At 65.4% G+C, this 24,032-nt stretch carries 19 protein-coding genes; 13 read left to right on the top strand and 6 right to left on the bottom strand.

Going from position 1 to position 24,032, the window contains the following annotated elements:
* Positions 1–16 precede the first annotated feature (16 nt).
* The 3 genes from GGR40_RS06505 to GGR40_RS06515 all read left to right on the top strand — a co-directional run bounded on the left by GGR40_RS06505 (position 17) and on the right by GGR40_RS06515 (position 1,929).
* Positions 17–814: a SapC family protein gene (locus tag GGR40_RS06505; protein WP_429275400.1), complete on the top strand. Its 798-nt coding sequence runs from the start codon at positions 17–19 to the stop codon at positions 812–814.
* 3 nt (positions 815–817) lie between these two features.
* Positions 818–1,423 (top strand): OmpH family outer membrane protein, encoded by a 606-nt coding sequence (locus GGR40_RS06510; protein ID WP_429275401.1) that lies wholly within the window; start codon positions 818–820, stop codon positions 1,421–1,423.
* A gap of 71 nt (positions 1,424–1,494) precedes the next feature.
* On the top strand, positions 1,495–1,929 hold the full coding sequence (locus GGR40_RS06515; RefSeq protein WP_429275402.1) for a hypothetical protein: 435 nt from the start codon (positions 1,495–1,497) through the stop codon (positions 1,927–1,929).
* Positions 1,930–2,014: 85 nt separating this feature from the next.
* Here the strand turns inward: GGR40_RS06515 and GGR40_RS06520 are convergent, their stop codons facing one another.
* Positions 2,015–2,632 carry a hypothetical protein gene (locus GGR40_RS06520; RefSeq protein ID WP_429275403.1) on the bottom strand — a complete coding sequence of 206 codons (618 nt, stop codon included), beginning with the start codon at positions 2,630–2,632 and terminating at the stop codon, positions 2,015–2,017.
* Positions 2,633–2,738: 106 nt separating this feature from the next.
* Here GGR40_RS06520 and GGR40_RS06525 point away from each other — a divergent pair, with 106 nt between their 5' ends.
* The 3 genes from GGR40_RS06525 to GGR40_RS06535 are packed head-to-tail and all read left to right on the top strand — an operon-like array spanning position 2,739 to position 6,790.
* Positions 2,739–3,890: a lysozyme inhibitor LprI family protein gene (locus GGR40_RS06525; RefSeq protein ID WP_429275404.1), complete on the top strand. Its 1,152-nt coding sequence runs from the start codon at positions 2,739–2,741 to the stop codon at positions 3,888–3,890.
* A 36-nt stretch (positions 3,891–3,926) separates the two neighbouring features.
* Positions 3,927–6,062 (top strand): hypothetical protein, encoded by a 2,136-nt coding sequence (locus tag GGR40_RS06530; protein ID WP_429275405.1) that lies wholly within the window; start codon positions 3,927–3,929, stop codon positions 6,060–6,062.
* Entirely contained in the window at positions 6,059–6,790 is a 732-nt protein-coding gene (locus GGR40_RS06535) for a DUF3142 domain-containing protein (protein ID WP_429275406.1), read from the top strand. Before GGR40_RS06530 ends, GGR40_RS06535 begins: the two co-directional genes overlap by 4 nt.
* Before the next feature lie 49 nt (positions 6,791–6,839).
* On the opposite strand, the gene GGR40_RS06540 is transcribed toward GGR40_RS06535, so the two are convergent.
* The 3 genes from GGR40_RS06540 to GGR40_RS06550 all read right to left on the bottom strand — a co-directional run bounded on the left by GGR40_RS06540 (position 6,840) and on the right by GGR40_RS06550 (position 10,825).
* Positions 6,840–7,796 (bottom strand): formylglycine-generating enzyme family protein, encoded by a 957-nt coding sequence (locus tag GGR40_RS06540; protein ID WP_429275407.1) that lies wholly within the window; start codon positions 7,794–7,796, stop codon positions 6,840–6,842.
* 87 nt (positions 7,797–7,883) lie between these two features.
* Entirely contained in the window at positions 7,884–8,699 is an 816-nt protein-coding gene (modA, locus tag GGR40_RS06545; RefSeq protein ID WP_429275408.1) for a molybdate ABC transporter substrate-binding protein, read from the bottom strand.
* Positions 8,699–10,825 carry a TonB-dependent receptor gene (locus tag GGR40_RS06550; protein ID WP_429275409.1) on the bottom strand — a complete coding sequence of 709 codons (2,127 nt, stop codon included), beginning with the start codon at positions 10,823–10,825 and terminating at the stop codon, positions 8,699–8,701. Before GGR40_RS06550 ends, modA begins: the two co-directional genes overlap by 1 nt.
* 348 nt (positions 10,826–11,173) lie before the next feature.
* On the opposite strand from GGR40_RS06550, the gene GGR40_RS06555 reads away from it, so the two are divergent.
* A complete protein-coding gene (locus tag GGR40_RS06555) occupies positions 11,174–11,338 on the top strand; it encodes a hypothetical protein (protein WP_429275410.1) in 165 nt (54 codons plus the stop codon).
* 34 nt (positions 11,339–11,372) lie between these two features.
* Positions 11,373–14,543 carry a helicase-related protein gene (locus GGR40_RS06560; RefSeq protein WP_429275411.1) on the top strand — a complete coding sequence of 1,057 codons (3,171 nt, stop codon included), beginning with the start codon at positions 11,373–11,375 and terminating at the stop codon, positions 14,541–14,543.
* Between the two features lie 27 nt (positions 14,544–14,570).
* Here GGR40_RS06560 and GGR40_RS06565 read toward each other — a convergent pair whose 3' ends face one another.
* Positions 14,571–15,326: an AraC family transcriptional regulator gene (locus tag GGR40_RS06565; protein ID WP_429275412.1), complete on the bottom strand. Its 756-nt coding sequence runs from the start codon at positions 15,324–15,326 to the stop codon at positions 14,571–14,573.
* Positions 15,327–15,441: 115 nt separating this feature from the next.
* On the opposite strand from GGR40_RS06565, the gene GGR40_RS06570 reads away from it, so the two are divergent.
* Positions 15,442–16,674 carry an MFS transporter gene (locus tag GGR40_RS06570; RefSeq protein WP_429275413.1) on the top strand — a complete coding sequence of 411 codons (1,233 nt, stop codon included), beginning with the start codon at positions 15,442–15,444 and terminating at the stop codon, positions 16,672–16,674.
* Between the two features lie 66 nt (positions 16,675–16,740).
* Here the strand turns inward: GGR40_RS06570 and GGR40_RS06575 are convergent, their stop codons facing one another.
* Entirely contained in the window at positions 16,741–18,897 is a 2,157-nt protein-coding gene (locus GGR40_RS06575; protein ID WP_429275414.1) for a TonB-dependent siderophore receptor, read from the bottom strand.
* A gap of 289 nt (positions 18,898–19,186) precedes the next feature.
* On the opposite strand from GGR40_RS06575, the gene GGR40_RS06580 reads away from it, so the two are divergent.
* From GGR40_RS06580 to GGR40_RS06595, 4 genes are all read left to right on the top strand, one after another.
* Positions 19,187–19,828, top strand: coding sequence for an energy transducer TonB family protein (locus tag GGR40_RS06580; protein ID WP_429275415.1), 642 nt, complete (start codon positions 19,187–19,189; stop codon positions 19,826–19,828).
* The gene (locus GGR40_RS06585) at positions 19,825–20,331 is read left to right on the top strand and encodes an RNA polymerase sigma factor (RefSeq protein ID WP_429275416.1); all 507 of its coding nucleotides are present in this window, start codon (positions 19,825–19,827) and stop codon (positions 20,329–20,331) included. Before GGR40_RS06580 ends, GGR40_RS06585 begins: the two co-directional genes overlap by 4 nt.
* Before the next feature lie 121 nt (positions 20,332–20,452).
* A complete protein-coding gene (locus tag GGR40_RS06590; RefSeq protein ID WP_429275417.1) occupies positions 20,453–21,421 on the top strand; it encodes a FecR family protein in 969 nt (322 codons plus the stop codon).
* Positions 21,422–21,528: 107 nt separating this feature from the next.
* The gene (locus GGR40_RS06595) at positions 21,529–24,030 is read left to right on the top strand and encodes a TonB-dependent siderophore receptor (protein WP_429275418.1); all 2,502 of its coding nucleotides are present in this window, start codon (positions 21,529–21,531) and stop codon (positions 24,028–24,030) included.
* Positions 24,031–24,032 lie beyond the last annotated feature (2 nt).

Genomic DNA, 24,032 nt, shown 5'->3' on the forward strand with positions numbered 1-24,032 from the left:
TTTCAGGATGACTACAATGACCACGGAAATTCCCCTGCCGCTGTTCTATGAGGCACCCGAACTGCTGTCGTTGACGGCACACGGCGACTGGCGGCTGCGTGACGGCGACACCGCCTTTGCCGCGAAGACGGCGTTCGTGCCGATCGTCGCCAGCGAGATCGCCGCAGCTGCCTGCACATATCCGGTGGTGTTCGCGCATGGCGACGCGCAGCCAATCGTCATAACTGGCGTGGAGCAGGAGAACCTGTTCGTCACCGCTGGCCGCTGGGCCGAGGACGCCTATGTTCCCGCCTACGTCCGCCGCTATCCCTTCGGGTTCATCGCCACGGTCAACCCGGAAGGCTATGCCCTTGCCATCGACACCGCGTCTCCGCGCCTTGTGCGGGAAGGGGAGGACGGCGTGGCGCTGTTCGAGAATGGCGAACCGACCGCGCTCACCCGGCAGGCGCTGACCTTCTGCGATGCGTTTCAGGCAGATGCCGCCACCACCCGCGCCTTCACAGATGCCTTGCGGGAACACGATCTGCTGATCGACCAGCGCGCCGAGGTAGTGCTGCCCGATGGCGCTCACCGCGCTGTCGAGGGTTTCCAGATTGTGGATGCGGATCGTTTCGCCAAACTAGAGGATGCTGTCGTGCTCGACTGGCATCGCAGGGGCTGGCTCGCCCTGGTTCATTTCCACCTTGCCTCGCTGCAGCGCTTCCATTCGCTGCTTCTGCGTCGCGCGGGCCGACAGGTCGATGCTGTCTCGGCACTGTCGCAAAGCGATGCCAAAGCCCCCGAAATCGAAGAGCTCATTGCAGAGAAAGCGTAAACCATGAAGACCCCCATCCTTGTCGCCGGCCTGGCCTTTGCCGTAATTTCCACCGCTTCCGTGGCACAGGCCCCGGCAGCACCCGCAGGCCAGCCGCTTGGCGGGCCGGTCGTGCAGGGGGTGTGCCTGCTTTCGCGTGAGGCGGTGTTCGCAAATGCCGCCATCGGCAAGGTTGCGACGACGCGCCTGCAGGAACTTGCCCGCGTCGCCCAAGCCGAGATCGACGCCGAGCGCAAGCCGCTTGAGGCCGAAGCCAAGGCGCTGCAGGGCCAGCCCGACAATGCCGCGACCAAGGCCCGCCGCGAAGCGCTGGGCACTAAATGGCAGGCGCTGCAGCTCAAGGCGGAGCACAACAGCCGCGAGATCGAAGCTACTCGCGGCAAGGCGCTGGAGCGTATCGCCAACGAAACGCAGCCGGTCATCGCGCAGGTCTATGGGCAGAAGAAGTGCGGACTCGTGCTGGACCGCAGCACGGTGCTGGGCGGCAACTTCGCCAACGACCTGACCGCCGACGTCGTGCGCGGCGTGGACGCCAAGATCACGACGATCACTTTCGAGCGTGAGCGCCTTCCGGTGCAGGCGCAGCCGGGCGCAGCGCCGGCCCGCTAAGAGCCAATACGCCGATCTCAGGGGGCGGGGGCCGGTTGGTTCGATCGGCCCTCGCTCGACAGGAGAATACGATGAAGAAAGCCTTGGGTCGTGGGGCGCGTTGGCTGGCGCCGCTGCTCGGTCTGCTGCCGGTGGCTGCGATGGCCGATGCCTCGCTTGCGCCCGCCGATGTGCCTGCCAGCTGGGTTCAGTATGCCGAACACGTCACTGGCAGCGTTTCCAGCTGGCTTGAAGGCGAAGATACGGCGGCGGTAGACCTGCGGACACGCATCTTTGCGGAAGGCGGGCCCGGGCAGGTAGAGCAACCGCTGGTCGTCAGCCTGTGGATAGAGGGCGATCGGGTGTCTGACGTGAAACTGCGCGCCGCTGGCTATGCGCAGGCGGAATCCGATCTGAAGGCCTTCCTGGTAGGACGCCGGTTGCAGGCTGCAGCGCCGAAGGACATGCGCCAGCCGATCAACATGGCGCTTGAGCCCGGCGACGCCCCCACGCAATCCGCCGAGTGACCGTCGCCGGGCAACCGCAGTCTCTGGCATGCGTGGGCAGTGCGCTTACCATTCCGAGCACGGGCCTGACGGATGAGGCCCTGCTTCAGAGCGGGTTGCCTTCACCGTCAAGCATTTCGATGCGGTAGGAGCAGCCGTACAGGGTCTTGCCGGGATGCGTGACGACGTTGGAGATCGTGCGCGCGACGATCTCGTGCGTTCCGAACCCGCCGTCCTGCGCGGCAGGTTCGGTCCTGTCGACGAGCACGCGTTCACCCATGAACTTGCGGAATGCGGAGCCTTCGGGCGCGAGGCGGACCATTGCGGCGGCAGCATCCCCGACCGCGTTGGTCACGCCCTCCGGCGCGGCCACCGCGTTCGGATCGGCAAGGTCCAGCACCGCCACCAGCGCATTGGCGCTGAAGGCGATCCGGCGGGTGGCATGATCGGCCACCGTGATCGGGGCGGGCAGTTCGTATTCCTCAAGGAAGGCATTGGGCTGCCTGATCTTGCGCCACTTGCGCGTCGCCGCGATCCCATCCGGTCCGGAAACCGAGAGCGCAAAGCCGTTATACTGCGCCGCATCGAGGCGACAGCCGATCGCATCCGCTTCGGAGACGGTCATCGGATCGAAGTCTTCCGTGTCCTGCGCGGACAGCGTTGCCGATCCCATCGCCAGAGCCAATGCTGCGCTCAATCCCACCGATGCTCTTACTGCTTTCATGCCTTGCCTCCGTGCGCGACATTTTACAAACTTTCCAACGCGAAACGAGTCCGTTCGACAGGCGCAGGACGCTCGGCTAGGCTGGATACAACAGGCAGGAGATGGTGTGAAACCCGTGTTGCATGCAGTGATGGCGCTTGGCCTGTTCATCGGCGTTGCGGTGGGCGCAGGCCCATCCCGGGCGGCGGAGCCTTCCGGGCCGAGCTTCGCCTGTGGCGCCGCCAATGCCACCGTGGTCGAACGGGAGATTTGCGCCGTCCCTGCGCTGGCCGCTGCAGACCGCGAAATGGCCGATCTGTTCGCGATCAGCCGCACCAGCGCGTTCGGCACGGGCAGTTCCAATCAGCTCTTTCACCAGCGCGCGGCGCTGAAGGACATGCGTACCTGCGCCGGGCCGAACCGGAATACGGGGCTGCGGGACTGCCTTGCCGCAGTGTACCGGCAGCGTATTGCGGAGCTGGCCGTGGCATCTTTGATGCACGCACCTGCCAAGGCGCTGCCGCCGCTGCGCCGCATCGATCCGGCGTTCGCGCCTGTGGCAGAGGCGGTGGCGATCTGGGCCGGGCAGCCGATCGACGCGAACTGGTCGGCACCGCAACGCGCGGAAGCAAAAGGCCGGATCATCGCGTTGTTGACCCCTTACGTTTCCGGTCTGCTGACCAGTGAAGACCAGTCGTTTGGCCGCTCGATCCTGACGGAGCCGGGAACCGATGGCGTGGCGGTGAAGCGGATCGACGACCTGTTCGTGTCGGACCGGCACTTTGCCGCCTTCCTCAACGTGCTGGGGCCCTACATCCCCGATGAAGGCCGACAGACCAGCGGCAGGCGAAGCCTTCCCTGTGCGGCGGTGGTGCGCCATCCGGCCCTTCTGAATGCCAGTGCGTCGGTGTTCGGCTCTACCATGGATTCCTTTGTGCTGGACACCGATTGCGATCAGACCCTGCCGCCCACGCCCGCCCTGGGACGGCTGATGGACAAGCTCAACGCCGGGTGGCCGCAGTGTGACGGGACCATCCGCTTCGCGGCCTACCGCTCGTTTCAGTCCGCCATCGATGCTGCCCGGCTGGGGCGGCCCCAGGCGGCGGGCAAGGCATCATTCCCCGCCCGGCGCGGTGTAACGGCGGCAGACGTGGCAGCGGCGCGGGCCGAACTGAAGAACTATTACCGCGCGAACCTTGGCAAATCCGAAGCTGAGGCAACGGCGATGGCGGGCGGAGCACTGTCCGCGATACTGTCCAACGCGCAGGAATGCGACTGACGAATGAAGTGGGGCACCATGCAGCGGAGTAGGTGGATGAAGCGGTGGGCAATGGCAGGAAGCGCGCTTGCGGCAGCGGTGACATGGCCCGTCGCCGCCGGCGCCAGCGGCGATTATGGGTGTTCGCCGCGCTGGAGCCTTGCGGTCTCGTCCTATCAGTGCGCGGGCAGCGCGTTGATCGGGCCGCGCAACGACACCCGCGTCAACCTGGCCTTCCTCCTTCGCAGCCAGGCGGGGACCAGCGTCCCGGAAGGCCTGTCCTACCCCGCGCACGACTGGGGCAACGGCGATTTCGGCCACGTTTTCGTGGACTGGGATGTGCTGCAGAGCGCCTTCTGGCCAAGTCCGGCCACCGCTGGCGCAGATGCGGAAGATCAGGATCAGGCCTACGCCGGTTCACGCTGCCAGACGCTGGGCAGCGGGGCGCAAGCCTTCCGCACCGCGCTTGCTGCGGCAAAGGGGCTGACGAGCGAGGACCGTGCCGTACTGGACGCCGCGCGCGATCTGGTGAAGCCCGCCTGCGATGGAGACAAGGGATCGGCGGCATGGCCCACCGTTTCCAGTTCGGCAGCGCAGGCATGGCTGGGCTACCTGCAGGGCGCGCGGGCCTTCTATGCGGACGATTTCACTCTGGCACGCACGCGTTTTGCCGATCTGGCGCGCGGCAAGGATCCGTGGCTGGCGCAGACCGCGCGCTACATGATCGCACGAAACGAACTGGCGGCGGCACAGGCCGGGGCCTTCGACGAGTGGGGCGGATACGCGGGCGGTGACAAGGTGGACCGGCCCTCTGCCGAACGTGCGCGGGCGGCGCTTCAGGATTATCTGTCCGCCTATCCGCGTGGCCTCTACGCCGCGTCGGCATCGGGGCTGACCCGCCGCGCCGCGTGGCTGCTGGGCGATAACACGGCGCTAACGGCGTCTTATGGGGGGCTTATCGCCGCGCCTCTGCGCTCACCTGCGGTGCTGGAGGAAATCGAGAGCAAGGTGTTCTTCGGCACAGGCACCGGCAACGCTCCCGATGCCGCGTTGCTTGTCGCCACCTGGGATCTGCTGCGGATGCGCCAGCAGGCGCAGGACAGCTATGTCCTCAACACCCCGCCGCCCGCCCTTACCGCGCAGGATCTCGCGTCACAGGCGCCGACATTCAGCCGCCAGCCGGACCTTTACGGGTTCCTGAAAGCCAGCTTCGCATTCCATGTCGCCCGCGATTACCGCAGCGTTCTGGGCCTGATACCGGATGACGCACGGGCGCGCCGCTTCACGCCGCTGGCTTTCAGCCGCCAGATGCTGCGCGGGCTGGCGCTGGAGAAGCTGGACGATCCGAACGCCGCCGGATTCTTCCAGCAGATGCTGGGCGGGGCGCGGGACTTGTACCAGCGCCCGGCGGTAGAACTTGCGCTGGCCCGGCACTGGGAACACGGCGGGCAGATGGAAAAGGCCTTCGCCACCGGCAGCCCTATCACAGAGCCGGAAATCCGCACCATCCTGCTTGCCCGCGTGGCAGGTGCCGATCTGCTGCGACGGCAGTGGAACGCGACCGCCGTCGATCGCACAGAACGGGAGATCGCAGGCTTCACGCTGCTCGCCAAGAACCTGTCGCGCGGGCGCTATGCCGCCTTTACGTCAGACGTGGCCAAGGTGCCGGCAGACGCGGATACGTCGGGCTGGGCGGGGGACGGCTGGTCCAGCAGCTGGCTGGCCCCTTCGGGAGACAGCAGGCCGCCGCTGGGCGTGTTCCGGCGCGGCAAGTGGCAGGAGGTCTACGCCTGCCCTGACCTGGCGACGACCGCATCCAGACTCGCCGCCGATCCACGCGCGGTGAATGCGCAGCTTTGCCTGGCCGAATTCTGGCGCCTCAACGGCTTCGACGACTATCTGGGGGCATCCGACCGCAGGCAGGACGACCAGTTGGGTGCCAGCAGGGACCAGTTCGCAGGCACGCCCGCACCGCGTTCCGCCTTGTATGCCGCCGTGCTGGCCAATCCTTCGGCGTCTGCGGATGACACGGCTTATGCACTCTACCGCTCGATCCAGTGCTATGCGCCAAGCCGCATCAACGCTTGTGGTGGAAAGGCCGTACCCGAAGCCCAGCGCAAGGCGTGGTTCCAGCGTCTGAAGCGGTCCTATCCGCAGAATCGCTGGGCAACGTCCCTCAAATACTACTGGTGACGGGGCGGACGGATCGGCGCCGTTTGCTGGAGGGGGCGGCGGCGACGCTGGTGCTGGCCGGTTGTGGAGGCCCTGCGCCTTCAGCGCCGGCACGGGTCAAGGCTCAGGACCATCATGCGTTCTTCCTGTGGCCCGGCGTCACGGCGCCGTCATGGCTGCAAACCGCGCGCGAGGTGTATCTTCTGGCAGGGGAGGTCCGCCGCCAGCCCGACAGCCACTTCACGCCCCTTCGCGCCACTCCCGCCACTGTCGGCCCTGCGCTGTGGCTGGTGGTGCGCACGGAGCGGCTCGACTGGCAGCCCGCCATCCTTGCCGAAATCCTGCGCGCGCTTGCGGCGTGGGAAGCCGCCGGGAACCGCATCCGCGGCCTTCAAATCGATTTCGATGCGGCCACCCGCGGCCTTGAACGATATGCCGAATTCCTGAGTGGCCTTCGCAAAAGCCTGCCCCGGCGCTGGGCCCTGTCGATCACCGGCCTCATGGACTGGAGCGCCGGCGGTACTCCGCAAGCCCTGCAGCGGCTGGCGGGAACCGTGGACGAGATCGTGGTCCAGACTTATCAGGGCCGCAGCACGATCCCTGGCTACGAAGCATACCTGCAGGCTCTGCAGCGGCTCCGCATGCCGTACCGGATCGGCCTCGTGCAGAATGGACACTGGCGCCCACCGGCATGGCTGGAGCGCGATCCGTGGTTTCGCGGCTATGTCGTGTTCCTGCTCAACCAATGAGCGAAGGGGCGGGTGCGGTTCGTTCAGGGCCGCCCGCTCCGGACCACGGTTACCGGCGCACGCAGCGAAAGCCGATGTGAGAGGTCGCCGTGTCGATCATTTCGGGGTGGCGTGCAGCGGGGCGGTAGCGCTGGCAGTAATTTGCCGCGCACAAGTGTGAGCCGCCCTTCAACACCTTGCGGGCGATGCGGATGCCCGGCTGCGACGGGTCGAAGCTGTCCTTCAGCTTGCCGCCGCGCGGGTTGCTGACGGTGCAGCAAGACTGGCCCGGCTTCTTGCTGGCACGGCCCGGCTTGTCGCTCCACCAGTCGCCGGTCCATTCCCAGGTATTGCCGATCATGTCGAACAGGCCGTACCCGTTGGCGGGGTAAGTACACACGGGCGAGGTCCGTTCCCACCCGTCCAGCAACTGGTTGGCGAAAGGGAACAGCCCCTGCCAGTAATTCGCCATCATCGCTCCGCCGGGGGCCAGCTCGTCGCCCCAGGCATAGTCGGCACCGTCCACCCCACCGCGCGCCGCAAACTCGAACTCGGCTTCGGTCGGCAATGCCTTGCCGGCCCAGTCGGCGTAGGCCTGCGCATCGGCATAGGCGATCTGCACCACCGGATGGTCCCAGAGGCCGAGTGTTTCGATGTCGCTGTCCGGCCCAAGAGGATGGCGCCAGTCGGCTCCGAAAACGAACCTCCACCAGTTGGCGGGGTTGCCGGTATCGACCGGGGCGGCGGTCTTGTGGAAGACCAGCGATCCGGGCTGTGCCATTTCGGCTGCCATGCCGGGGTACTGCGCGGGATCGGGCGCGATTTCGGCGATGGTGCGGTATCCGGTCGCGTTGACGAACTGCGCGTACTGGCGATTGGTGACGGGCGTGGCATCCATCCAGAACCCGTCCACCGAAACGCGGCGCACCGGCGCTTCCTCAGGGTAGAAGCTGTCCGACCCCATCGCGAAAGTGCCGCCGGGAATCCGGACCATTCCGGCCTCAGCCTCAACCTGCGTGCCCGTCATTTCCGTTGCCGTCCTGCAAAACCAGTCATCTGGTTCTGCCCATAACGACCGGGCGCATGCCGGGCAACGCGGGTTCTGCGTGCCGGATTATCGGGCGCCGAAGCCGTAAGCAGCAAGCAAGCTTTGGCTTTCGGGCGAAAGCAGATACAGCGCCAGTTTGCCGGCTGCCGCTTCGCGAGCCGGATCGTGCGCGGTTGTCACCAGAACCATGCCGTAGTCGGCCTTGACTGCCAGTTCGGGCGGCAGTTCGACCTTGTCGACGCTCGGATCCGGGGCGGTCTTGCGCGAACTGCAGTAGCCTACGGAAACGTCGGTGCCGCGTTCAAGCATTGCCTCGGCCTGAGTGGCGGCCTTGCTGGGAGCAGGATTGACGGTCGCACCCACGACGGCTTTCGCTTTCGCTTTCAGCATGGAGGTGGCGCCGGGGCGGATGTGGTCTGCCTTGCCAAACATCTCCTGCGCATAGTCGCCGCCCGGATCCGCCCCCGGCGTGGACGTGCCGATGCGTACTTTGGGATCCAGAAGGCGGTCAAGCACGTTGGCGCTTGTCATGCCGACGGCGGGAAGCGCGTAGACGCACAGCCGATTGCGCGCAAATATCGCCACTGCGCTCGCCTTGCCCTGGGCATGAAGGCTTTGCGGATGTGCCATGTTTGCGGAAACGAACAGATCGGCCCTCTCGCCAGCCTCGATCCGCTTGCGCATGAGGCCGGCGGGACCGGTCTGGAGATCGACGCGTTGCCCGGTCTCCACTTCGAAGCGCTTCAGCATCGCGCCCAGCACGCCGGTTGCGCTGCCTGCAGCATAGACCACAAGCGCGGGTTCGGTCGTTTCCGCGATAGCCGTATTCGGTGCGATGCCCACCAGCGCAAGCAGCGCCAGCGATGCGATGCGCGCCGCCATCACAGCGCCACCTGCATCTGTACACGCACCGATCGCGGCGTGCCCAGCGTGCCTGTGCCATTGTCGGTGCTGTTGTAGCCGTTCTGCCCGGTGGGTGCGATGTTGGCCCAGTAGTGCTTGTCCAGCAGGTTGTTGACGGCAAGCCGCAGCGCAAGATCCTGCCCGTTGATCTTCGCCTGATACCGGATGCCCAGATCGACCAGCGTATAGCCATCGACGAAATCGGAGTTGCTGTAGTTGCCCGGACGCTCGCTCACATGGCTGACATTGGCGGTCAGCGTCAGTTCGGGCAGCATCGGCAAGCGGTATTCCCCCAGCAGGTTGAACGCCAGCTTGGGCAGGCCAAGAATTTGCCTGTCGCTGGTCAGCGGCGATCCGGTGTCGAACAGCTTGGGATCGAGCACCGAAACGCCGCCGAACAGGTTGAGGTTGTCCGTGACACGGCCGTTGGCGGTAAGCTCGACGCCGCGGTTCCGCTGGCGGCCCTGTTCGCGGTAGACGTTGTCGGTACCGACGAAGGCGTAGGGACGCTCGATCTGGTATGCGGCGAGCGCAAGGGCGATGCGGCCGATGTCGAGTTTGTAGCCGGCCTCCCACTGCTTGCTGCGATAGGGCGGCAGCGCTTCGCCGGCATTGGCGGCGGCAGCGGGCGCGGCATCGCCCTGCTGCAGGCTGCTGGCGTAAGTGACGTATGCGGTCATGTTCGCGCGCGGCTTCACCATGAGGCTGGCGGTAGGGCTGAAGCCGCTGTCCTTATAGCGCGAAGTGACGGCGCCGGTGCGGTTGATGTTGCGCGCGCTGATCCAGCTCTGGCTCGCGGCAAGGAGCACCGACACCTTTTCGTCGAAGCTGATCGTGTCTCCGAACGTGATCGCCTGCTGGCGCGTCGTCTGTGTGTGGAAGCGGTCCTTGAAGTCGGGGAGCGTGGGCCGGTCGAAGGTTGAAGGTTCGGCCAGATTGCCCGTACCCAGCGTGATCGCGCCGGTCTGGAACGGCGTGTAGCGCTTCCACAGGAAGCCCGTGGTGCCGACGAAGACTTCGTTGCGGATGCCACCTACATCCAGCTTCCCGCGCAACGTGGCGTTGTTGCTCAGCACGCGATCGAGGCTGAAGGTCGTGTTCACCGTCGTGGCGCGATATCGGCCGGCGTTGTCGAGCACGGTCAGGGTGGGAACGGTGGAGGCCCGGTCGTTGGTCATGTAAAGCACCCCGCCGGTCAACTGCCAATCGCTGCCCAGTTGCTGGAACAGACGTCCGCTGGTCAGGAACGTCTCGTTGTCGTCTCCGGCCCAGCGATAGCCATAGCCCGCGCGCCGGGCATCGGCGGGGACGCTGGCAAAGCTGACCCCGCGTGCCAGCGAGAACGTGCCGGGAAAGCCGGTGGCGGTGTAGCGGTAGTAGCTGGCGTTGACTTCGACGCGGGTACCCTGTGCAGGGCGCAAGTCGAAGGAGGCACTGGCCAGTTTGCGCCGCAGGTTGCTGTCGTCGGCATAGGTTTCGCCTTCCTGCGAAAGCAGGTTTACGCGCGCGCCGAATATTCCGTCGGGCCCGGCGCGGCGACTGAGGTCGACATGGGCCAGCAGGTTGCCAGTGCCGGTGTAACCCAGCTTCAGGGCGCTAAGGGGCTGGTCAGTAGGACGCTTGAGGACATAGTTGAACGTGCCGGCAGGACTGGCCGGGCCGTAAAGCGCACCGGCAAGGCCGTTCAGCACCTCGACACGGTCGAACTGCTCGATGGCGTAGTCCGTCGTGGCGGCGATGTTCAGCCCGTCGATGCGGGTGTTCTGGACGACGCCCCCCTGCATCCCGCGCGATTGCGGGCGGATGTTCTCACCCTGCACCGACGGGATGTAGCGGAACAGTTCACGCACGTTCTGCAACTGCTGGTTCTCAGCCAGGTTGACGGGGACGACGCTGACCGAAAACGGCGTGTCGAGCCGGCTCTTCTCGCCCAGCGGCCCGACTTCGACCTTGCGGGTGCGATAGGTATCATCCTGCGCGGGAAGAACGCCATTGACGATGATCTCTGCGTCCGCGGCCTGTGCGTTGGCCGCAGGTGCGCAGGCCAACATTGCCAGGGCAGGCAGGTTGCCGAGGATGAAAGTGTTTCCGGTAATCTTGCGCATTGTCGCCCCTTTGCCGCGCCTTCTATATTCGGATGGATACGGAAGGCAACAAGCACGGTCAGGGCGTTGCGCCTGCCATTCACGAACGACCGCAAAAAACAGCTTGCATATGCGAATGCCTCGCAATAGCATGGTTCACGTAGCTTGCTTCTCTCGTAAGCCACAAGCCCGTAAGGGACGCTTGTCATGGGGCGTTCCTTCATCCTGTGAACTTTGGTCGGAGCGGCTCCTTGCCTTGCTCGCTCCGACCATTTTTCCGGCTCTCCAAACGGATCGGCTTCGGGAAGCGGCTCGCCGAACCGAACGACGACCGCGTTCGGGCCAGACGTTCCTTGCCCAGGAGTATGCATGTTCGACCAGATCGATGCCGCCTACTACCGGCAGCGTGCGTGTGAGGAACGCGACAGGGCGCGCAGGGCAGCGGGCAAGCTGGCGGAACGATGCAGGCAACGCGCAGCGACTTACGAGGCCAAAGCGGCGGCGCTGACGGCCTTCATCCTTGGATCAGGATAGAGGAACCAGCACCGCGTCCGCCGGTTGGACGGACATGATTAGCGACATTGCGCAGCCTCAGGCTGACACCGTTCAGTCTGTGCGTGCTCCCGAGACCGAGGGCGAACTCATAGCGGCATTGCTCGGAGAAGTTGCAGCGGCGGACGTGGTATTCATCGCGCGCGACGAAATCCGTGCGCGCACCGTCGGGAGCGCCCTCGACGCCGGGGCGCGTAATATGCACGTCATCTTCTGTCCCGGCAGCGACGCGCTGCCCGGCGAAAGCGCGCCGCCCAGCCCCGCCAATGCCGGCCAGCGGACAAGCGCGCTGCGCAGGCTACGTATCGCGCTGTCGCAGGAACCGCGCGATCGCATTGCGCTAATCGTCACAGGCGAAGGGTGCGCGGGCCTCTATCCGTCTCCGGATGCATTCGACGCCGCGCCTCCGGTGTTTGCGACCGGCGATGCGACCAGGGCCGACGCGCTGGTCGCCGCTCTGGAAGACATAGGCTATCTGGCGGACGAAAGGGTGGACGAGCCGGGCGAGTACGCCTTACGCGGCCAGGTCGTCGACATTTTCCCGGCCGATGCTGCGCAGCCGTATCGCATCGAACTTGCAGATGGCGTCATCGCCGCTATCCGGCAGTACGATCCCGTGACCCAGCTGACCATTGCGCAGTGCGACTCCGTCGAAGTGGGGCGCGCGCGTGAACCTGCCGGCAGCGAAGGCGTGACGATCCTCGATCACATGCCCGCCTCACGGGTGGTGGTGGATGACGGTGCCGACAAGCGGCGGCGGTCCTTCATCCGCCTTGCGCAGGATCAGGCAGGACGCACGACGCGCGGTGCCGCCGCGTCGATCTGCGATGACGACCGCTTCGAAACGGCCATGAACCGCCACGAGCGGATCACTCTGGAGGGCCCGTTTGCCGATCCGCCACCCCGCTTTGTGGAGGAGCGCGATCCGCAAGGTGCGTTTCGGCGTGCGGGCGAGGAGGCACTGGCGAACGGTAAGCTCCTGCTGCTTGGAACCCGGCGCGACCTGCGTTTCATCCAGCGTCGGGCCGCGCACATCCTGCGCCGCGAGGCTGTGGAGGTGGCAAACTGGCAACAGGCGCTCGCCGCACCCGCAGGCAGCGTTCTCCTATTGCCGATGCCCGTGCCGCGCGGGTTTCGCTTAGGTGACATGCTCGTGGTCGCCGCTTCCGACCTCCTGGGCAGCAGGGCGCAGCGGGAAGAGGCGGAGAGCACCGCCGCGAACCTCGATCCGTTCGCGCTCAGCGAGATGCGTGTCGGCGACGTGGTGGTGCACGAGGAGCACGGGCTGTGCGTGGTCGAAGGGCTGGAGCCGACGCCCGACGGCGGCGATACTTTAGTACTGCGATTTGCAGGCGATGCGCGCCGCTTGGTGCCGGTGCTGCAGGCGGATCGCATCTGGCGCTATGGCGGGGACGAGGACGCCGTAACCCTAGACAAGCTGGACGGATCGAGCTGGGAGCGGCGGCGCGGCGAAGTGGACGCGGCGCTGGACGATACCGTAAAGGAACTGACGCGCATCGCCGCCGAGCGCGCTAAGCGCAAGGCCGCGGTCCTGAAGCCGCAGCCTGCCGCCTATGAGCAATTCGTGGACGGCTTTCCTTTCACCGAAACCCCGGACCAGCTGCGCGCCGTGACGGCGGTGATCGACGATCTTGCATCCGGTGTGCCGATGAACCGGCTGGTGGTGGGCGACGTCGGGTTCGGCAAGACGGAAGTGGCGCTTCGAGCCGCAGCCGTCGCCGCGCTTTGCGGACGGCAGGTCGTGCTGGCGGCACCGACCACGGTGCTGGTGCGCCAGCATCTTGAGACTTTCGCCCGGCGCTTCGCAGATACGGGTATCGTGGTCGCCGGTCTGTCCCGGCTGTCCAGCCCTGCGCAGCGTAAGGCGGTCAGGCAGGGACTCGCGGACGGGTCCATCGGTGTGGTCGTCGGCACCGGCGCAGTGGCGGCGAAGGGCGTCCGCTATGCCGATCTGGGCCTTGTCATCGTTGACGAAGAACAACGTTTCGGCGCTGCGGACAAGAAGAGGCTGGCAGAGCTGGGCGCCGATCATGTGCTGACGCTGAGCGCCACACCGATCCCCCGCACACTGCAGAGCGCACTCGCAGGATTGCAGCAGCTTTCGGTGATCGCCACGCCGCCCGCCCGGCGCCAGCCGATCCGCACCACCATCGGCGCCTTCGACGAAGGGCAACTGCGCACCGCCTTGCTGCGCGAAAAGGCGCGGGGCGGTCAGAGCTTCGTCGTCGTCCCTCGCATCGAGGACATCGACGGCGTCGGGCGGATGCTGGAAAGGCTGGTGCCTGCGCTCGACATCGTACAGGCGCATGGCAAGCTGCCCGCTGCCGAACTCGACGATGTCATGGTGCGGTTTTCGGCAGGGGCAGGCGACGTGCTGCTGGCCACGAACATCATCGAAGCGGGCCTCGATGTGCCCAGAGCGAATACGATGGCGGTCTGGCGCGCCGATCGCTTCGGGCTTTCACAGCTGCATCAGCTGCGCGGGCGCGTGGGGCGCGGCAGTCGGCGCGGGCGTATTCTGCTGCTGACCGAGGCAGGCGCGGAGATCGCGCCACGAACGCAGGCACGGCTGCAGACGCTGGCTGCGTTCGACAGGCTGGGGGCGGGCTTTGCCATCAGTGCGCGCGATCTCGACATGCGCGGCGCGGGCGATCTGCTGGGGGAAGAGCAGGCGGGCCACGCCAAACTTATCGGCCTCGACCTCTATCGCCACCTGCTGGAGACTGCCCTTGCAAAGGCGCGCGGGCAGGAGGTGATCGACTGGTCGCCCGTCGTGAGCATCGGGGAAGGGCGGCTTACGGCAGAGTGGATTCCGGAGGAGGATCTGCGCATCAGCCTCTACGGCCGGCTGGCGCGGATTGCCGATCTTGCCGAGTTCGACCGCTTCGATGCCGAACTGGCGGATCGGTTCGGCACCGTCCCGCAGGAGGCGGCGATGCTGCTAAGCACGGCGAAGCTGCGGGTGCTGGCGCGGATGGCGGGCATCGCCCGCCTCGATGCCGGTCCTGCTGCCATCGCGCTGACGCCCAGGGCAGGCCGCAAGACAGCGCTTGGCGCGCTGAAGCTCACACGGTCCGAAGATCGCTGGCTCTGCAAGGGGGACTTCACCGAACCGTCCGCGCGCATCGCCAGGGCGGAGGAACTGCTGATGCGCCTGATCGGATAGCGGATCGTGAAGGTCAATGAGACGCCTTCAACCCGCGCGATAATGGCTTGGTGACACGCCTAGCACGCGCTTGAACATCGTCGAGAAATTGCCCGGCCCGTCATAGCCGAGGTCCAGCGCGACCGCCGTGACCGGATCGCCCGCCACCAGCTTCGGCAGCGCCACCGAAAGGCACGCCTGCTGGCGCCACTCGCCAAAGCTCATCCCCGTCTGCAGACGGAAATGGCGCGTGAAAGTGCGGCGATTCATGGCCATGGCGTTCGCCCAGTGGTCGATCGTCGTCGCTGCATCCGGTCGATCAAAGAAGGCATGGCAAAGTGCCGCCAGCTTCGGATCGGATGGAAACGGCACGGCAAGCGGTATCGCAGGCGCACGGTCGATCTCTGCGGCCAACAGTGTCATGACCATCCCGTCACGCCCGCTTTCGTCGTATTCCACCGGCAATCCGGCGGCCGTGACAAGCAACTGACGCAGCAGTGGCGAAACGCCGACCACTTGCGTCCGCCCGCCCCTGGACGGACACACCTCGGGCTCGATCAGCACGCTGCGCGTCTGAACGGCGCCGACCATGCGGACAGAATGCGCGATGCCGGCCGGGATCCATACCGCACGCTCGGGCGGGGCCACCCATGCGCCATCGGGCGTGCTGACCGCGATCACTCCGTGGGCGGCGTAGAGGAACTGGCTGCGCCGATGGCGATGCTCGGCGAGTTCGAAAGAAGGGGGATACTCATGGCCCATCGCCACCAGCGGGCGGGGCGCGTCATCATGTTCGTCAGTCATGATGGTCATGGCGGCGCGTGTCCCGATCGCAGAAACGAATGACCCATAGAACGAAGCAGGCGATACGTCACCTCGCTAAAGGCGGCGTCAGACGTTCAGGAAGAAAGCAGTTAAGATGGCCACTACCGCCGCCACGCCCGCCGATGCGACGTATTCGGCACCTTCGCCCGCGCCGACAAGGCATGTGCACACTTTCGTCACCGGCATCGTCGGGGCAGTGGCGGTGGCGCATCTGCTCAACGATCTTATTCAGGCGGTCCTTCCCGCCATCTACCCGATGCTGAAGGCGAAGTATCATCTTTCGTTCGGGCAGATCGGCTGGCTGGCGATGGTCTATCAGATCACCGCGTCGCTGCTTCAGCCGTGGATAGGGCTGCATACCGACAAGCATCCCAAACCCTGGCTGCTGCCGTGCGGCATGATGGTGACGCTGGTCGGCATTGCCAGCGTGGCGCTTGCGAACAGTTACGAGACGCTGTTGATGGCTTCGGCGGTAATCGGCGTGGGTTCCGCAACCTTCCATCCAGAGGCGTCGCGCGTGGCGCGAATGGCATCCGGGGGGCGGTTCGGCACTGCGCAGTCGTGCTTCCAGGTCGGCGGGAACAGCGGTTCCGCGCTTGGGCCGCTGGTCGCCTCGGCAGTTATCCTGCCGTTCGGCCAGACCTCTGTCGGCTGGCTCGCGCTTGCCGCCATCGCGGCGATCTGGGTGTTGTTCCTCGTCACGCGCTGGCGGCTGCATCACCCGCAGGCGCGCGCCGTCACGGCCTCCGCTCAGGCTGTGCAGCCGCTGAACAAGGCACTGGTAGCGCGCGCGCTGGGCGTGGTGGGCGTGTTGATGTTCGCCAAGTTCATCTATATCGGCGCCTTCACCAACTACTTCACGTTCTACCTGATCGAGCGGTTCGGTCTGTCTGCGCGTGAATCGCAGTTCTACCTGTTCTGCTTCCTGGCCGCAGTGGCGCTGGGCACGTTTGCCGGCGGGCCGGTGGGTGACCGGATCGGCCGCAAGGCGGTGATCTGGGTGTCGTTCCTGGGCGTTGCCCCTTTCGCCTTGATGCTGCCGCATGTTGGCCTGATGTGGACTGCGATCCTTGCGGTGATGATCGGGCTGATCCTGTCCTCCGCCTTCGCCGCGCTTGTAGTCTATGCGCAGGAGATCGTTCCCGGTCGCGTGGGAATGGTTTCCGGTCTGATGTTCGGCCTGATGTTCGGGATCAGCGGCCTCGGCGCGGCGGGCCTCGGGCAACTTGCCGATCACTATGGCATCGTATGGGTATATGGTTTGACCGCGTGGCTGCCGCTGCTGGGCATTGCGACGGCGCTGCTGCCTAAAGCCGACATGGCCTGATCGGGACGCAACGGTCATGCCCCATCCTGCATGTGCAGGTGGGCATGACCGTGCGCAGGCGGCGGGTTACAGCTTTCCGCGCAAGGTCAGCGTGAACGCGCGCGGCGAGCCATAGCGGGCGCTGCCGATGTAGAGGCCCGAGTAGTACGTCTTGTCGAAGACGTTATCGAGGTGTGCAGCCACCGAGAACCGCTGCGACACACGGTAGTTCACCATCAGGTCCACGATCGCGAGGCTGCCCTGGGTGTAAGTCTCCCCGTTGGGTCCGGTGCCATCGGCCGTGGTCTTGCTCTGCCAGCGCACGTTGCCGCCCAGCATGAGGCCATCCAGATTGCCGGGCAGGCGATAGGACGTGAACATCTTGAAGCTGTTCTTCGCGATCTGCGGCAACTGCCGCACACCGTCGCGATCCTCTGCGCGGGCATTGGCGAAGCCGCCGGCCACGCGCCAGCCGGGCAGGATCTCGCCGTTGACTTCCAGTTCGAAGCCTTTCGACTTCATGCCTGAAACCGCATGGTACGCGGCGCTTCCGTCAGGCGCGAAGATGCCCGGCCCATCCGCAAGAGCATAATTGTCCTGCTTCATGCTGAAGACCGCCGCACTGGCGCTTAGCTTGCCGTCGAGGAAATCCGCCTTCAGGCCTGCCTCGTAAGTGTTGCCTTCCAGCGGCGCGATCATGTCGCCGTCAATGGTGCGCTGGGTCTGTGGTTCGAACACGCTGGCATAGCTGACGTAGGCCGAAAGCGTCTTCGTGATGTCAAGAACCAACCCGGCGTAAGGCGTGAACACGGCCTTTTCGCGGATACCCGGCGTCCATACCCTGGAGCTGCCCGCGTCCTGGGAATAGCTGTCCTGCCGCCACCATGTAAGGCGTCCGCCCGCGATGACGGACAGCGGCGCGATTGGCTTCAGCCGGGCGACGCCCGCGATGGCGCTGGTCTTGATACGGTTGCCGGAAAGACCGCCGGTAGCGTTCAGGTCGGGTTTGGGATAGTCGCCGTTCTCGAAGAAGCTGAAGGCATTGACCGTGCCGTTCATGTACTCGGGGCCGTCCCACCAGCCCGGATACAGCGTCTGGTCGTCATCGAACCGGGCGTGGCTGAGCGTGAACGCGACATGCTGTTCCTGCCCCAGCGCCTCGAAGCTGCCGCGCAGGTTCGCGTATACGGCATCGAGGGTGAGGTCGGACGCCCAGCGAGTGGAATACAGCGAGCCACCAAGGCCGGTATTCTTGTCGATCGCGCTGCCAAAGAAATAGCCGATGGTTTCGTCGTAGGAGCCGGACTTGTGTTCGGCATCGAACTGCAGGTGCCAGTTCCTGTCGAAATCGTGCGCCAGCGAGGCAAACACGTTGACGCTCTTGCGGTGGAAGTCCGACCAGTCGGTGCCGCCATTGGTCGAGCGGGCGAAATCGGTCTTCGTGCCGTCGGTGAAGAACAGCGGCACGCCTCCGCGCGACGCGCCCTTGTTACGGAAGTTCTGGTATTCGACACCGGCGGTCAGCAGCGTGTCAGGCGTCAGATCCGCCTCCACCACGCCGTAAAGCGCCTGACGTTTGACATGCTCGCGGTCGATGAACGTGTCGTTGTCCTGCCATGCGCCGGAGACACGGGCACGGATGTGGCCGTCGGTGGTCAGCGGGCCGCCGACATCGCCTTCGAGGCGGTACATGTCCCATGACCCGGCGGTGGCGGCGGCGCTGGCGCGCAATTCGCTGCCAGGGCGCTTGCGGATCATGTTGATCGCGGCAGATGGCTGGCCGGTGCCAGTCATCATGCCTGCCGAACCGCGGATCACCTCGATTCGGTCATAGGCGATCATGTCGGCGGTATCTTCGGTGAAGCCGTAGATGTTGGTTGGCCGGGCGACGCCATCGACGAGGTAGTTCTTAACTGCGAACCCGCGCGCCGTGTAATTCGTGCCGTCCGTGCCCAGCGCGCTGGAGCGGTTCGACTGGATGCCCACGATCTGCTCCAGCACTTCGGAGATGTCAGTAAGCCCCTGTTCCTCCATCCGCACGCTGTCCAGCACGGTCACTGACTGCGGCGTTTCGCGGGAAGACAGGCTGAGGCCGATCGTCTCAGTGGCCCCGGTAACGACGATGGCGTCGGGATCGGGGTCTTCCGCAGCGTCGGCTGCTCGGGCGGGCCCGACGCTCAACAAGCCAAGGACGAGCATGGACGGAACCGAATAGCGGGCGCGGATCGTGGTGCGGATAGACATTCTTGCGGCCTCCCCTGTGTGGCGCGAGCGGCAAGCCCCCTGGCTTCAGCCGTGGGGCGGCGCACTAATGCGAATGCATCGCAGACGCAACATACGTTGGCACTTATTTTGCAAAAGGTCGGCAATCTTTCCGAAACACCCAACAGCTTGTTGCAAATTGATCGCAATAATGTAGAGGCGGCTCATGTCCGCCTTCACCGTCCCTTCGGAAGGCGCAGCGTTATGCGTCGGGAAAGCGGATCCTGCGTCCGTATCGGCGCTGCCCGTCGCGCCCGGCCCGGTTTCCCGGATGGGGATCCGAGCCCGCTCGCGCATGGTGGCTCTGGGCGCTACGGTCGCGATCCACCTTGCCGTTGGTGCGGTCGTGGCAGTGGGCTGGCCACGAGGCCGGAGCGCGGGAACGGAACCCCATCTGGTCAGCGTGGTGGTGCTGCCACAGGCCGAGCCCGTTGCTCCCCGCCGCCCGCCCGGTGGGCCGCGCACCCCCGCAGCCCGCCCAAGACCGGTGCCGGTCCCTAGCAGTCAGCCTCCGACGATCCTGCTGGTGCCGCCCGCGCCACTGGCGATCGAGCCGATCGTGATGCCGTCGCAACGGGCGGAGGGCGGGAGCGCCGATCCGCTGGCGGTGACCACGCAGGCCTACCGGCGGGCGATCATGGCGCGGCTCGAAGCACAGCGCGCAAGGATGAAGACGCATACGTCGGATCGACGGCGCGCAGCCGGCGCAATCCTGTTCCGCATCGAACGGACAGGGCGCCTGCTGCAGGCGTCGGTCGCCGAATCCACCGGTTTCCGGACGCTGGACCGGACTGCAATGGCAATCGTCCGTCGCGCCGCGCCTTTTCCCGCCATCCCGGATGAACTGCCCGATGAACTGACCATCACACTTCCGGTGGAGTTCCTGGCGGGAGTGGGAATGGCTGCAGGATGAGCCATCGTGATGCGGCGCTCGTCGCGCATCATCACGATGCGCTCAGCGCTTATGTGCGCTCGCTGGCGGGGTCTTCGCCGCAGGCCGCCGACATCGTGCAGGAGACATGGACGCGCGCGATCCCGGCCCTGCGGGCTGGCAAGGTCGCTAATGTGCGCGCCTTCCTTTATCGGATCGCCCGCAATCTGGTGATCGACGGTGCGCGCGATCGCGGCAAGTGGTCACCCTGGATCATCGACGAGGATCTGGGCGATCTGATTGCCGACGATGCGCCCTGTGCCGAACGGGCGGCGCTGGCCCGCGACCGGCTCCGGCTGCTGCTCGAACTGGTCGAAAGCCTGCCGCCGCGGTGCCGGGAGGTCTTCGCGATGCGCAAGATTGAAGGGCTGGATGAGGCCGAAATCGCTGGCCGCCTCGGCGTCACGCGGGGCGCGGTGGAAAAGCATCTGCGACATGCGCTGCTGGTGCTGGCGACCCGCCTCGGCGAAATCGAGGAGGCGTAGTGTTGCGTACTGCAGAAATTTGCGCATCCGATGTCGTGTTTCCGGCAATCCGAGCGTCTTGGGTGATGGCGGCGGCTCTGCCGCACTCGCCACCCATCCCTGGGGGGACGGAGCACGGATCATGACCACGATCAGGCAACCCATTGCGCCCGAGATCGCACAGGCGGCTGCGGACTGGATCGTTCGTCGCGACAGCGGACCGTTGAGCGCACAAGACGAACAGGCGTTCGCGCAATGGTGCGCGGACCCCGCGCACGGTGACGCTCTTGCACGGCTGGAGAAGGTGTGGGGCCTGCTGGATGAAGAAGCCGGCAGCGCCACCCCGCCGCCGCGATCTCGCACCAGCGGCGCGGGGCGGCGTGCTCCGGTGTGGCGTTCACGCCCGAAGGCGCGGCCTGTCGCCATGGGTGCGATTGCCGCGATGTTGGGGCTGGCTGTGCTCGGCACGGTGCAGGACTGGCCGATGCGGCTGAGCGCCGATTACGTGACCGGGATCGGCGAAAGGCGCGAAGTTGAGCTTTCGGATGGGTCGGTGGTGCAACTGGACAGCGGTTCCGCCATTGCTCTCGACTACACTCATGATCGCAGAGGCGTACGTCTGCTGTCGGGGGCGGCGCTGTTTCGGGTTGCGCCAGACCGTGCGCGTCCCTTCACCGTTGCGGCCGAAGGTGGCAGCGTGACCGCGCTCGGGACCGCCTTCGTCGTTCGTGACGAAGGCGAACGTGCCACTGTCAGCGTCATGCAGCACAGCGTCCGCGTCAGGGGTGGCGATCGAGCGGTTGTGGTCACGGAAGGGCAGCGCGTGGACTTCTCCAGCGCCACGTTGTCTGCACCGACGGTGGTCAAAGGTGATGCGGCAGCGTGGACGCGCGGGCGCTTGGTGGTGGTCGATCGTCCGCTTGGCGAAGTGGTGGCGCAGATCGCCCGTTATCGGCGCGGCTACGTTGCCGTTACCGGGCCTGCCGCAGCCATCCGGGTGAGCGGAGTCTATGATCTCGATCATCCGCTGGCGGCTATCGACGGTATCGAGGCCAGTCATGGGCTGTCATCCCTGAGGCTGTCCGACCGCTTCATAATCCTGCGGCGATAATTCTTTCACGGCCATAGTCGTGTTTTCGGCGCGACCTCCGTCTTGGTGTTGCAAGTGCGCCGCAGCAGCATCGATTCGCGGCGGGTAATCGTGTGGGGAAAGTTTCGATGAAGGTGAAGTTCAAGCGCAGCCGTGTGCTTGCCGCGATCCTGCTGGCCGGCTCGGTCCTGGGGGGCGGTACGCTGGCGCCCGGGCGCGCGATGGCGCAGGAAAGCGGCCCCGCGCGCACCTACGACATTCCATCCGGATCGCTGACCGATGCTCTGAACCGTTTCGCAGAACAGAGCGGGGTGCAACTGACCTACGAGGCCGCGTTGACGCAGGGGCGCAGCACGGCGGGGTTGCGGGGCCGGTTTGCGCCGCGTGATGCACTGTCGCTGCTTCTGTCCGGCACCGGGCTGGCGGCGCGCGCTTCGGGTGAGGGTGCGCTGACCATTGGTCGCGTAACGAGCGGCGCGATGGTTCTGGACCCGTTGCGGCTTGAGATAACCCCCGCCGCCTATGGCGCGGGTGCCGGAAACGATGCGGACAACGAAGACGAAAGTTGGCGTGGCAGCGATCCTATCCTGGTGACCGGACACAACCAGCAGATCGACGCCATTTCCACGTCCGGCCCCTGGGGCAACAGGCTCGTCATCGACACCCCGTATGCCATCAGCGTCGTGCCGCAGGATCTGATCGAAAGCGTGGTCGCTTCCGACATGGACCAGATCTTCAAGATGAACCCGGTGGTCCAGAACTCGGCGCCATCGACGGTCTATGGCACGCCTTACGTGACGATCCGCGGCTTCGATTCCCAGAAGGGGGTCGTGGACGGCGTGCGACTGTCCTCTACCCTCACCGGCATTGCGACGGAGGAACTCGCCAACGTCGAGATCATGAACGGCCTGTCCGGATTTCTGTACGGTGTCGGCAATCCCGGTGGGGTGACCAACTACGTGCTCAAGCGCCCGACCTACACGCCAAAGCTGGACGTGCGCGTAGGCAACTATGGCAATACGCAGTTCTTCGCGCATGTGGACATGGGCGGTAAGATCGACGCTGCCGGCACCTTCGCCTATCGCCTCAACATGTCCGTACAGGACGGCGAGACGGCGAAGAAGAACCAGAACGTCGCGCGTACCATGGTCAGCGGCGCGCTTGACTGGAACCTCGCCCCGAACCTGCTGCTGCAGGCCGAGGCGGCGCATACGTACTATCGTATCGACGGTATCGATTCCCGGTTCTACGCTTACGCCAATACCGGTCGCGGCGTGCTGGACCACTGGATCGAGCCGCTGGCGAACGACCGGACGTGGACGCCGTCGTGGACGTTCCTGCAGACCAAGACAGACCGCGCAGGCGCCAACGCCAAGTGGAAGATCAACGACACCTTCAGCCTGCGCGCAGCCTACCTCTACAAGCGCGACGCGCAGGAATCGATCAACATCTATCCGCTCTACATCGAGGATGTGGGCAACGGCACTTCCGGCTGGCAGCAGGGTTTCACGTCGCGCAGCGCTCCTACCTATAACTACGCGCAGGGGGCATACGCCTATCTCGACAGCGAGTTCGCGACGCTGGGCATCAAGCACCGGCTGACGGTGGGCGCTTCGGGCGATATCCTGCGGGTGAAGCGGCACGTCACCGCCTCGATCAGCGGCGGGGATTCGCCCATCTTTGCCGATCCGGAAGACCTCAACACCTGGACCAGGCCTTCGGCGCTCGACACGTACTCGTGGGGCGCGCTCTACAAGTCGAGTCAGGCGAAGAACACCAATATCGTGATCGGCGACGACATCCGGTTCACCGAACAACTGAGCGCGATGATCGGCGTCAACCGCAGCACGGTTGAGGCGCGCAATTTCAACGCGACCGGCACGGCGACGTCCAGTTACGACGAAAGCGCCTGGACCCCTACGGTTTCGCTGGTGTTCAAGCCCGTCCCGCGCGTGACCACTTACGCCACGTATATGCAGGGGCTGGAGCAGGGCTCGACGGTGCCGGACGATCCGGTGCTCTACAACAACCCCGGCGAGATCATGAAGCCTTACGTTTCCAAGCAGTACGAAGTCGGCGCCAAGTACGCCCCGATCGACGCGCTGCTGCTGACGGGCGCGGTCTATCGCATCGAAAAGGCGAATGCGTTCGATGAACAGGTGAACGGCAAGATTACGCGCACGCAGGACGGCGTCGAGGTACACCAGGGGGTCGAGCTGAGCGCTACCGGCAACCTCACCCCGAACCTGAAGGTCATGGTGGGTGGCACGGTGATGGACCTCAAGGTGACGAAGACCAGCACGGCAAGCCTGCTGGGCAAGAAGCCCACCGGGGTCAGCGGCACCCTCGCCAAGATGTACCTGGAATACAGCGTCCCTGCGGTGCCCGGCTTCTCCGTCAGCGGCGGCGTCTATCACGCGGGCAAGATGTACAAGGACAGCGCCAACCTGCAGGTCATGGACGGCTACACGATCTTCGACCTTGGCCTGCACTACAAGACGGAATTCGACAGCCACCCGGTGCGGTTCGACCTCAACGTGGCGAACATCACGGGTGAGAACTACTGGGCCACGTCCTACTCGCTGGGCATTCCGCGCAACGTCGCCTTCGCCGTAAAGTACGGGTTCTGACC

This window comes from Novosphingobium gossypii (assembly GCF_050433305.1).
Classification (GTDB): Bacteria; Pseudomonadota; Alphaproteobacteria; order Sphingomonadales; family Sphingomonadaceae; genus Novosphingobium; species Novosphingobium gossypii.

Excerpts from the sequence above, each read along its gene's own strand:
- GGR40_RS06550 (WP_429275409.1), bottom strand. The coding sequence starts at position 10,825 with ATGCGCAAGATTACCGGAAACACTTTCATCCTCGGCAACCTGCCTGCC.
- GGR40_RS06595 (WP_429275418.1), top strand. The coding sequence starts at position 21,529 with ATGAAGGTGAAGTTCAAGCGCAGCCGTGTGCTTGCCGCGATCCTGCTG.
- GGR40_RS06520 (WP_429275403.1), bottom strand. The coding sequence starts at position 2,632 with ATGAAAGCAGTAAGAGCATCGGTGGGATTGAGCGCAGCATTGGCTCTG.
- GGR40_RS06570 (WP_429275413.1), top strand. The coding sequence starts at position 15,442 with ATGGCCACTACCGCCGCCACGCCCGCCGATGCGACGTATTCGGCACCT.
- GGR40_RS06590 (WP_429275417.1), top strand. The coding sequence starts at position 20,453 with ATGACCACGATCAGGCAACCCATTGCGCCCGAGATCGCACAGGCGGCT.
- GGR40_RS06580 (WP_429275415.1), top strand. The coding sequence starts at position 19,187 with ATGGGGATCCGAGCCCGCTCGCGCATGGTGGCTCTGGGCGCTACGGTC.
- modA (WP_429275408.1), bottom strand. The coding sequence starts at position 8,699 with ATGGCGGCGCGCATCGCATCGCTGGCGCTGCTTGCGCTGGTGGGCATC.
- GGR40_RS06540 (WP_429275407.1), bottom strand. The coding sequence starts at position 7,796 with ATGACGGGCACGCAGGTTGAGGCTGAGGCCGGAATGGTCCGGATTCCC.
- GGR40_RS06515 (WP_429275402.1), top strand. The coding sequence starts at position 1,495 with ATGAAGAAAGCCTTGGGTCGTGGGGCGCGTTGGCTGGCGCCGCTGCTC.
- GGR40_RS06505 (WP_429275400.1), top strand. The coding sequence starts at position 17 with ATGACCACGGAAATTCCCCTGCCGCTGTTCTATGAGGCACCCGAACTG.
- GGR40_RS06530 (WP_429275405.1), top strand. The coding sequence starts at position 3,927 with ATGAAGCGGTGGGCAATGGCAGGAAGCGCGCTTGCGGCAGCGGTGACA.
- GGR40_RS06585 (WP_429275416.1), top strand. The coding sequence starts at position 19,825 with ATGAGCCATCGTGATGCGGCGCTCGTCGCGCATCATCACGATGCGCTC.
- GGR40_RS06510 (WP_429275401.1), top strand. The coding sequence starts at position 818 with ATGAAGACCCCCATCCTTGTCGCCGGCCTGGCCTTTGCCGTAATTTCC.
- GGR40_RS06555 (WP_429275410.1), top strand. The coding sequence starts at position 11,174 with ATGTTCGACCAGATCGATGCCGCCTACTACCGGCAGCGTGCGTGTGAG.
- GGR40_RS06565 (WP_429275412.1), bottom strand. The coding sequence starts at position 15,326 with ATGACTGACGAACATGATGACGCGCCCCGCCCGCTGGTGGCGATGGGC.
- GGR40_RS06560 (WP_429275411.1), top strand. The coding sequence starts at position 11,373 with ATGATTAGCGACATTGCGCAGCCTCAGGCTGACACCGTTCAGTCTGTG.
- GGR40_RS06575 (WP_429275414.1), bottom strand. The coding sequence starts at position 18,897 with ATGTCTATCCGCACCACGATCCGCGCCCGCTATTCGGTTCCGTCCATG.